This window comes from Pseudescherichia sp. (assembly GCF_031998825.1).
GTDB lineage: Bacteria > Pseudomonadota > Gammaproteobacteria > Enterobacterales > Enterobacteriaceae > Pseudescherichia.
The window spans coordinates 63,124-70,831 of the sequence record NZ_DAMACX010000024.1 but is presented as its reverse complement, the minus strand read 5'-3'; the positions used below and the strand labels follow the sequence as shown (position 1 = coordinate 70,831).

Here is a 7,708-nt window from a genome sequence, read left to right as displayed (position 1 = left end):
CGCATCATCATGAAGATGTGCGTTGAGCAGTGCAAAATGCCGAAGAAGAACTTCATCACCCTCTTCACCGGCAACGAAACCAGCGAGACCTGGTTCAATGCTGCGCTGGCGATGAACAAGCCATGGTCCGAGAAGCTGCAGGATGTAGCTGAAGACGTGCATCGTGGCCTGCAGAAGCTGCAGCAGATTGAAGAAGAGACCGGCCTGACTATCGAACAGGTTAAGGACATCAACCGTCGCATGTCTATCGGTGAAGCGAAAGCCCGCCGTGCGAAGAAAGAGATGGTAGAAGCGAACCTGCGTCTGGTTATCTCTATCGCCAAGAAATACACCAACCGTGGTCTGCAGTTCCTCGACCTGATTCAGGAAGGTAACATCGGCCTGATGAAAGCGGTTGATAAGTTCGAATACCGTCGTGGCTATAAGTTCTCGACCTATGCCACCTGGTGGATCCGTCAGGCGATCACCCGCTCTATCGCCGACCAGGCGCGTACCATCCGTATCCCGGTGCATATGATTGAGACCATCAACAAGCTCAACCGTATCTCCCGTCAGATGCTGCAGGAGATGGGCCGCGAGCCGACGCCGGAAGAGCTGGCCGAGCGCATGCTGATGCCGGAAGATAAGATCCGTAAGGTGCTGAAGATTGCCAAAGAGCCGATCTCCATGGAGACGCCGATTGGTGACGACGAAGATTCGCATCTGGGTGACTTCATCGAGGATACCACCCTCGAGCTGCCGCTGGACTCTGCCACCACCGAGAGCCTGCGTGCCGCCACGCACGACGTGCTGGCTGGCCTGACCGCCCGTGAAGCGAAAGTGCTGCGTATGCGTTTCGGTATCGATATGAATACTGACCACACTCTGGAAGAGGTAGGTAAGCAGTTCGACGTTACCCGTGAACGTATCCGTCAGATCGAAGCGAAAGCGCTGCGTAAGCTGCGCCATCCGAGCCGCTCTGAAGTGTTGCGTAGCTTCCTCGACGATTAATCGTTACCGTTAAAAGAAAAGCCCTCTCCGGAGGGCTTTTTTATTGGCTACATGTAGGCCTGATAAGCGCAGCGCCATCAGGCGTAATGCCGTTCTGCCGGGTGGCGCTGCGCTGACCCGGCCTACAAGCCTCGTGCCACTAACGCCTGATCTAACTCCTTGTATGACTCCACCAGCTTATCCAGCGTTGCACGGTTTAAGCCGCTGGGGTTCGGCAGCACCCATACCTCTGTGGCACCGATGGTAATGTTCTGTTTCCCCCATGCCACCCCGCGCTGACTAAACGCCTGCTCAAAGGCCTGCTTGCCGAGGATCGCCAGCGCGTCCGGCTGGTAGTCCTCAATTTTCTTAATCAGGTCCCGTCCGCCGGTACGCAGCTCGTGCAGCTCGACCTCGCTGGCCTGCACCGTTGGGCGCTCCACCAGCATGGTGATACCGCAGCGGGTATCCAGCAGCCGCTGCTCCTCTTCCGGCTTCAGCTGCTGCTCCGTAAAGCCCGCCTGGTAGATCACCTTCCAGAAGCGGTTACCGGGGTGGGCGAAGTGGAAACCCGTATGTGCCGACGATTTGCCTGGATTGATGCCGCAAAACACCACCCGCAGGCCCGGCGCGAGAATATCGTTTATCATCATTGCTCCAGGTGAATTGACCAAAATGTAGGTATAACGGGTTGATTATAGGTTGTTTATAAAAGCACCATGCACACCCGAATGACTGGATTGCAGCCACCAGTTACATTATAATCCCTCGCCACGGCCCCTTAGCTCAGTGGTTAGAGCAGGCGACTCATAATCGCTTGGTCGTTGGTTCAAACCCAACAGGGGCCACCAAATTTCATTAAAAAAATCAGCAATATAAGCCACCTGCAAAGGGTGGCTTTTTGTTTATGACTTATTCATTGGCAGCAAAATGGCAGCAGTATTTTTGCAGCTTTTACCTTCCGCGTAACTCAATTCCTTTTTTGCCATAAAAAAACCCGCTTTTGAGCGGGCTTACTTCAAAAATTCATGTGTGATTGGCCGCCTTTATCTGGATGCGGCGGGGCAGAGCTAATCTTGTTTGGATTGCTAACAGTTCTTACAAATGTCTCATGCGTTACGAAGGTATGGCTGCACTCCAGATTTTGGCATTGAATGTATCTTTCTTTCGTTGTAGTCGAAATTTGAAAGCTACTGCGCGTATGCCCTGCACTTCCGCAAAGCGGGCAAATCATCATTTCCATATCCTCGCTAATCACACATGGGAAATAATGATACAGGATTAATCCAATTTGTGAACATTTCATTCCATATCGAGATCGCCTATTTTTACCTCTAACTCCAGCGAGGTAGTGAAGCCGCCCTCACCGATAGTGTTGGTAACAGTTGTAATCGTCCATTCCCCTTCGTCTATTGGCCCCTTAAATCCGCTGACCCTTACCGGAAGCTCCGGGAACAGATCGCCGCGCCCTTTAGCCAGTGTGATAGAAAACGTTGCCGCTCCGCGCTGGAGTCGCTCCCACGTCATTTTGGCGGCGCGTTCGGCATTGGCTCTGTTGGCATAGGTACGGCTCAGAACCTTAACGTTTTCATCGGTCCCGATCAGATAATCACCCTGTTTCGGCTCCGGGGCTTTTGTAGGTTTGTCAGCTGCCTGGCGACGGCGGCGGCGCTTAACCTCAACCTCCTGCTTATTTGTCGGCTCTTTGGTATGCAGCCAGCTGGCAACCACGCCCGTATAGGCTCCGCGATCGGCCATACTGAACCGGTGGCCGTCACCGCTGGAACGGGTGATCGTCATTACAGGCAAAGCCTTACCGCTGGCCGTCACGCCCTGCCCCTGGCGGATGAACATGAGGTTGCCGTTTTTAACTGACGCAATAGCGCCATACTGGCGCGCCAGCCTCATCAGAAACGACCCGTCAGACTCATTGGTCTGATCGATATGGTCCACCGGCTGCTTTGCCATATCGTCGCCAATTGCCTGCTGCAGTTTGTGCCTGGCGGCCATCTCGCTGACGACCGCCCCGACCGTAGTGTTATGCCATGATTTTTCCCGCTTGATGTTCAGAGTGCTGCGGAAGTCAGCCGAACGCGCGCGGATAGTTAACCTGTCCGGCGCACCTGAGTGTTCGATTTCGTCTACCGTAAATTGTCCCTTTACATATAGCGGTTCGCCCTGCCAGCCAATCGCCAGTGACAGCACTGCACCACGGCGGGGTAATTCCAGCAGTCCGTCAGCATCATCCAGTTCCAGATCCAGCTGGTCAGCCTCAAACCCTCTGTTGTCCGTATGCGTCAGCGATATCAGGCGTGACTCAATTGTGGTTGTAATATCCATGCTTTCTAGCGTGACGCGGTAAGCCGGTATCAGTGCGGCGCCGTAACCCATCATGACAATAACCCCCCGGCCATCGAAATTGCAGAATCCTTAAGCTGGGTTAGCTGCCCCGAAAGATCGCCCAGCATTTCATTCAGCGACTCATCCACCCTTTTCAGGGTGATCATGAATTCAATCTGTCGCGCTGCGCCATCACTGAAAAATTCGCGTTTAGTCTGGCTGATACTTTCTATAACAAACATGCCGTAAATCGTGCCGCTGCCCTCAATCAGGGGCCAGGCTTTGCCCGTCTCCGCCATCTGGTCCAGCGTCAGCATCGATAGATTGCCGCCAGTGATGGCAGGCATTAGCGTACCGTTAAGCGTGACAGTGTCCGTATCGGGCCCGACAAACTGCAGCACTGGCCGGGCGTTAACCCGGCTGTTACTGGCGTGTCTCCACTGGCGCTGCAGCTGCAGCTCCTGATACGGGACTGTTTTCAGCGTGAAAACGAATAACCCCAGCACCATCATCATTCGAAGTCTCCCATGTCTGAAAAATTACTGCGTGTGCGGGCACTTGCCCGGCGTTCCCGCTCATCAAGCTGTCGCGCTACCTCACTGGCTATGTCGGCAGCGCTTTGCCCTGGCTGGGCATAAATGCTGATTGGCGCGTGAATACTGACGGGCTGAGTGACCACAGGCGCAGACACACGGCGCGGTATTTCCTCCCGGTATTCCACTGCTGGCAGACTTAACGGGTGCAGCGGCTTCGGCTCCTGCACACGGGAAAGATTACCGAATGCCAGTGACGCCGCATTAGTCAGTGATTCAGCCCGCCGGGGCGCTGCATCCTGCTCCGGTAGTTCAGGCGCGTAACGTGTTAATAGCTCTGCTGGCTGCGGCAATGCTCTCCGTGTAGAAGCCGTTATGCCTGCCAGCTCAACGGCACGCGGAGGGGGCTGAACGCGATATTCACTGACAGGTGTTTCAGTAAATGGCGTCATGGCCGCCGCAGCGGGTTGTGCTGCGCCGCTAAATGCAAAGGCAGCTGCAGCAGCCAGTGCAGCAGTACGGCGGCGGCTGGTTATTCTGGCGGGACCGTTTACGATCTCCGGGCCATTCTCACCCACCACGCCCCACTGACCGCGGGGGATCACGCCACCATTATCATGGAAGCCTGCAAACCCAGGCATTCCGTACCCGGCATACGGTGAGCCCCCGGCGGGCAGAGTAACCCGGCCATCACTGCTTACCGTGGCTGGCTGCTGCCGGGCAACCTGCTCAGGCAGCTTCGCTTTTGCCGCCTCCTTGCTGACGATCCCCAGCTTTTCCAGTAACCACGACACGCCGGATTTCAGCGTTTCCAGCGGGTGCATAACCATGCTGAGTCCATCAGCCAGCGCCTCACCAAACTGCCGTCCCATTCCCGCTGCACTCTGCAGCTCCTGTGAGGTTGATTTCACCGGATTCAGCAGGTCAGTGAACCATCCCCACAGCGCCTGCACCTTATCGCCTATCCACTGGAACACGGGCCGCAGCGGTTCAAAAGCGGCAGCAATCGGGGCAGATGCCGCCTTAAATCCTTCAACCACACCGCCCAGAAACGCCTTAATCGGCTCCCAGTATTTCCAGACAACCAGCGCCACCCCGGCCAGCGCGGCCACAACCAGCCCTATCGGGCTTAACAACACCGTCAGCGCGCCGGAAAGAAACATTAATCCGGTGCGAAGCAGCGCCAGCGGAGACATAACCAGCCAACGCAGTACGCCGCCAGCACCACGAACAGAGGTCAGTAACGGTGCGAACGCCAGCGCGGCCATCCCGCGCAGCTGCGTACCGAGTGCGCGGATAGCCACCATTGGGTTACGGACCGATGCAACCAGGGCTTCACCCGCCTGCTGCGCGTGCTCCTTGATTTTTCCCATTGCACCGTCTGTGAAGGCGTCAAGTAAGCCTTTATCCTCGGCATCGCCACCGAAAGAGCCGAGAGCATTACGGATTTTATCCAGCCAGCTAACAGCCTCTCCCGCTTCGCCACCTGAAAACAGCCCGAACAGCTTCTGGAATCCTGCACCTGATATATTCAGCCCCGGACCCAGCGAGGTGAAAACTTTGCCCAGGCCTCCCAGCAAAGGACTTAACCGGGCAAGCCCCCGCGTTGATAACATACTGGCACCGAAGCGAAGCAGCGCCAGCGGCCCCAGCACGGCAGCTAGCGCGATCGCCAGCGTGCCCAGCGCAACCGTCACAGCGGCAACAACAGCGGCAACCTTCATCATCCTGCCTGCCAGCTCCGGGTTAGCCTCAACCCAGCGGCGAATGCCGCCTGTAACCTGTTTGATGTAGCCCATGATTTCCATCAGTGGCCCGCGAAGCGTTTCACCCAGGCCACTCATGACGTTTGCCGTTCCGGCTTTAACCAGCATCCACTGCGCAGAGAGTGAATCTTTATTAATATCGGATTCTTTCTGCATTGACCCGGTTGATGCTGCGCCTTTAACCAGCCCTAACTGGCGGTACAGCTCCCCCATATTGTTTGCCAGCTTCCCGGCATCATCCCCAAATTCCTTGCCAAACAGCTGCGTCAGGACGTTCATTTGCCTGTCTTTCGGCAGCCGGTTAACCATTTCCAGCACGCGGGTTATGGTCCCCATGCTGTCTCTCGCCATGTCTTTTTCAAGCTGCGCGGGTTTCAGTTTCAGCGCATTCATACCATCCATAAAGCTTTTGCTTTGCATACTGGCGATCGACAGCTCACGCACCATTGCATTGGATGCGCTTGCGGCGACTTCCGGCGCGGCGCCCAGGGTCAGGAACGTCGATCCCAGCGCGGCAGCTTTGCGGAAGTCCAGCTTGTCAGCCACGCCCCCCATACGTTGCATCACGTTGATAATGTCCGCACCTTTCGATTTCGCGTTATCGTCGAGGTAGTTGATCACATCGCCCAGGCGCTCAATCTCATTTGTAGGGACCTTATACAGCCCGGCAATTTTCCCTAAATCCTCAGCCAGCTGATCGGCGGGCAGCTCAAACGCGGTAGCCGCTTTTGCGGACACAGAGGCAAAATCAAGCAGCTCCTTTTTCAGCTCCGCCCACGTCTTGGCGTTTTCTCCGACTCCCATGCGTGCGCCGCCTTCAACCAGGGCAGCATAATCGACGGCCCCGTTCTGCAGCGGCAGCTGCTCACTGGCCATTTTGATAGCGGCCTGCAGCTCGTAAAATTGTGCGGTGCGATTGCCGTTATCGTCCCGTAACCCGTTGACCTGTTTAGCCACACCTTTCATGGCATCTTCCAGGCTGGCGTAGCTCTTAACCGCCGCCACGACTGGCGCACCCATACCCACCCCGGCTGCGGTCATTGCAGCACCTGCGCCCGCTACCTTGTCGCGCATCTCAAGTGTTTTGCTGTACTGCTCGCGGGCAGCGTTCATCTTCCGCTGCTGTTCACCCACGCGCCGCAGGCGGGCTTCCTGATCAGCCAGCTGGCGGTTATATTTTTCGGTTTCGCGGGTGATACGGGCCGTGGCGCTGGCCCCGTCATTAGCGGATATCCCGACCCGGTACAGTTCTGCGCGCACCTGTGCGGCTTTTTGCTGCAGCCTGCCGTGGCGTTCCTCAAGCCGCTGCACTGCGAGCCGCTGGCGTTCGAGCGCCACAATCTGCCGCTGTGACGGCGGCCCCATCTGTCCCAGCTCATTGCTCAGCATACTGGCTCGCTGACGGGCATAGCTCAGCCTGTCGCCCAGCTTCTGGCTTTCTGCCTGCAGCTTGCGGTAGCCGTCCAGCTGCGAGCTGGTCTGGTTAATCTTTTTGAGGGCGTCGCGGGATTTTTTGACGGCAGCGGCCAGCTCCTGAGTGCTGGCGCGCGCCTGTTTGAACGGGCGGGTAAGTTTATCAACCGCGTTTAAAACAACCTGCAGGCGCAGGTTACGATCACTCATCTGATGCCCCGCTTCTCAAAATGGCTTTATGCCGCCACTCCAGAAGTTCCGTCAGCGTCATATCAGCCGTGGCGGAGGGCGGCCAGTGAAACACGGTGGCGATATCCGCCACCAGGTCCTCTATGGTCAGCTCTGCGGGAAAGCTGACATCGCCGACTTCGGCAACAAAAAACTGACCAGCTCCAGTGACAGCTGCAGCAGATCGCCCGGCTCCAGCATCATTACCTCTGCTCGGGTCAGCGCCGGGGTGGTGACGCGGGGGAGTACCAGCATCATCGAATCCACATCCATATCCATCAGCGCCTGGAGACGTGCGCCACGCAGCGCCCCGGAGTTAGGCTTACGCACAACGATTTCTGTAATTTCCGTCTTGCCGCGCATAACCGGTGCATCCAGCGTTACGGTGGCTTCGTTTTTGATTTCAGGCAGTGTGTCTTCCGGCAGTTCGTTTTTTTCGTTTTTCATGATTAATCCGCT

General features: G+C 56.5%; 7 protein-coding genes, 1 tRNA gene and 1 pseudogene. 2 read left to right on the top strand and 7 right to left on the bottom strand.

Features of this window, described 5'->3' with window-relative positions; all coding sequences use genetic code 11:
* On the top strand, positions 1-990 hold a 990-nt coding region (rpoD, locus tag RTP97_RS12810; protein ID WP_312414119.1), incomplete at its 5' end, for an RNA polymerase sigma factor RpoD.
* A gap of 122 nt (positions 991-1,112) precedes the next feature.
* On the opposite strand, the gene mug is transcribed toward rpoD, so the two are convergent.
* Positions 1,113-1,619, bottom strand: a complete 507-nt coding sequence (mug, locus tag RTP97_RS12805; RefSeq protein ID WP_312212217.1) for a G/U mismatch-specific DNA glycosylase — start codon at positions 1,617-1,619, stop codon at positions 1,113-1,115.
* Positions 1,620-1,744: 125 nt separating this feature from the next.
* On the opposite strand from mug, the gene RTP97_RS12800 reads away from it, so the two are divergent.
* Positions 1,745-1,820, top strand: a tRNA-Ile gene (locus tag RTP97_RS12800).
* Between the two features lie 167 nt (positions 1,821-1,987).
* Here the strand turns inward: RTP97_RS12800 and RTP97_RS12795 are convergent.
* The 6 genes and pseudogenes from RTP97_RS12795 to RTP97_RS12770 all read right to left on the bottom strand — a co-directional run bounded on the left by RTP97_RS12795 (position 1,988) and on the right by RTP97_RS12770 (position 7,696).
* A complete protein-coding gene (locus tag RTP97_RS12795) occupies positions 1,988-2,206 on the bottom strand; it encodes an ogr/Delta-like zinc finger family protein (RefSeq protein ID WP_312400648.1) in 219 nt (72 codons plus the stop codon).
* A gap of 65 nt (positions 2,207-2,271) precedes the next feature.
* Positions 2,272-3,315, bottom strand: a pseudogene (locus RTP97_RS12790) (phage late control D family protein); the annotation flags it as partial.
* 44 nt (positions 3,316-3,359) lie between these two features.
* Positions 3,360-3,824 carry a phage tail protein gene (locus RTP97_RS12785; RefSeq protein ID WP_312414113.1) on the bottom strand — a complete coding sequence of 155 codons (465 nt, stop codon included), beginning with the start codon at positions 3,822-3,824 and terminating at the stop codon, positions 3,360-3,362.
* Positions 3,821-7,231, bottom strand: a complete 3,411-nt coding sequence (locus tag RTP97_RS12780; RefSeq protein WP_409455943.1) for a phage tail tape measure protein — start codon at positions 7,229-7,231, stop codon at positions 3,821-3,823. The genes RTP97_RS12785 and RTP97_RS12780 overlap by 4 nt, the downstream gene beginning before the upstream one ends.
* Positions 7,224-7,343 carry a GpE family phage tail protein gene (locus RTP97_RS12775; RefSeq protein ID WP_103821773.1) on the bottom strand — a complete coding sequence of 40 codons (120 nt, stop codon included), beginning with the start codon at positions 7,341-7,343 and terminating at the stop codon, positions 7,224-7,226. The genes RTP97_RS12780 and RTP97_RS12775 overlap by 8 nt, the downstream gene beginning before the upstream one ends.
* Before the next feature lie 14 nt (positions 7,344-7,357).
* Positions 7,358-7,696: a phage tail assembly protein gene (locus RTP97_RS12770; protein WP_312414111.1), complete on the bottom strand. Its 339-nt coding sequence runs from the start codon at positions 7,694-7,696 to the stop codon at positions 7,358-7,360.
* Between the last annotated feature and the right edge of the window lie 12 nt (positions 7,697-7,708).

Coding starts and splice junctions, on each gene's coding strand:
- RTP97_RS12780 (WP_409455943.1), bottom strand. CDS start 7,231: ATGAGTGATCGTAACCTGCGCCTGCAGGTTGTTTTAAACGCGGTTGAT.
- RTP97_RS12795 (WP_312400648.1), bottom strand. CDS start 2,206: ATGATGATTTGCCCGCTTTGCGGAAGTGCAGGGCATACGCGCAGTAGC.
- RTP97_RS12785 (WP_312414113.1), bottom strand. CDS start 3,824: ATGATGATGGTGCTGGGGTTATTCGTTTTCACGCTGAAAACAGTCCCG.
- mug (WP_312212217.1), bottom strand. CDS start 1,619: ATGATAAACGATATTCTCGCGCCGGGCCTGCGGGTGGTGTTTTGCGGC.
- RTP97_RS12770 (WP_312414111.1), bottom strand. CDS start 7,696: ATGAAAAACGAAAAAAACGAACTGCCGGAAGACACACTGCCTGAAATC.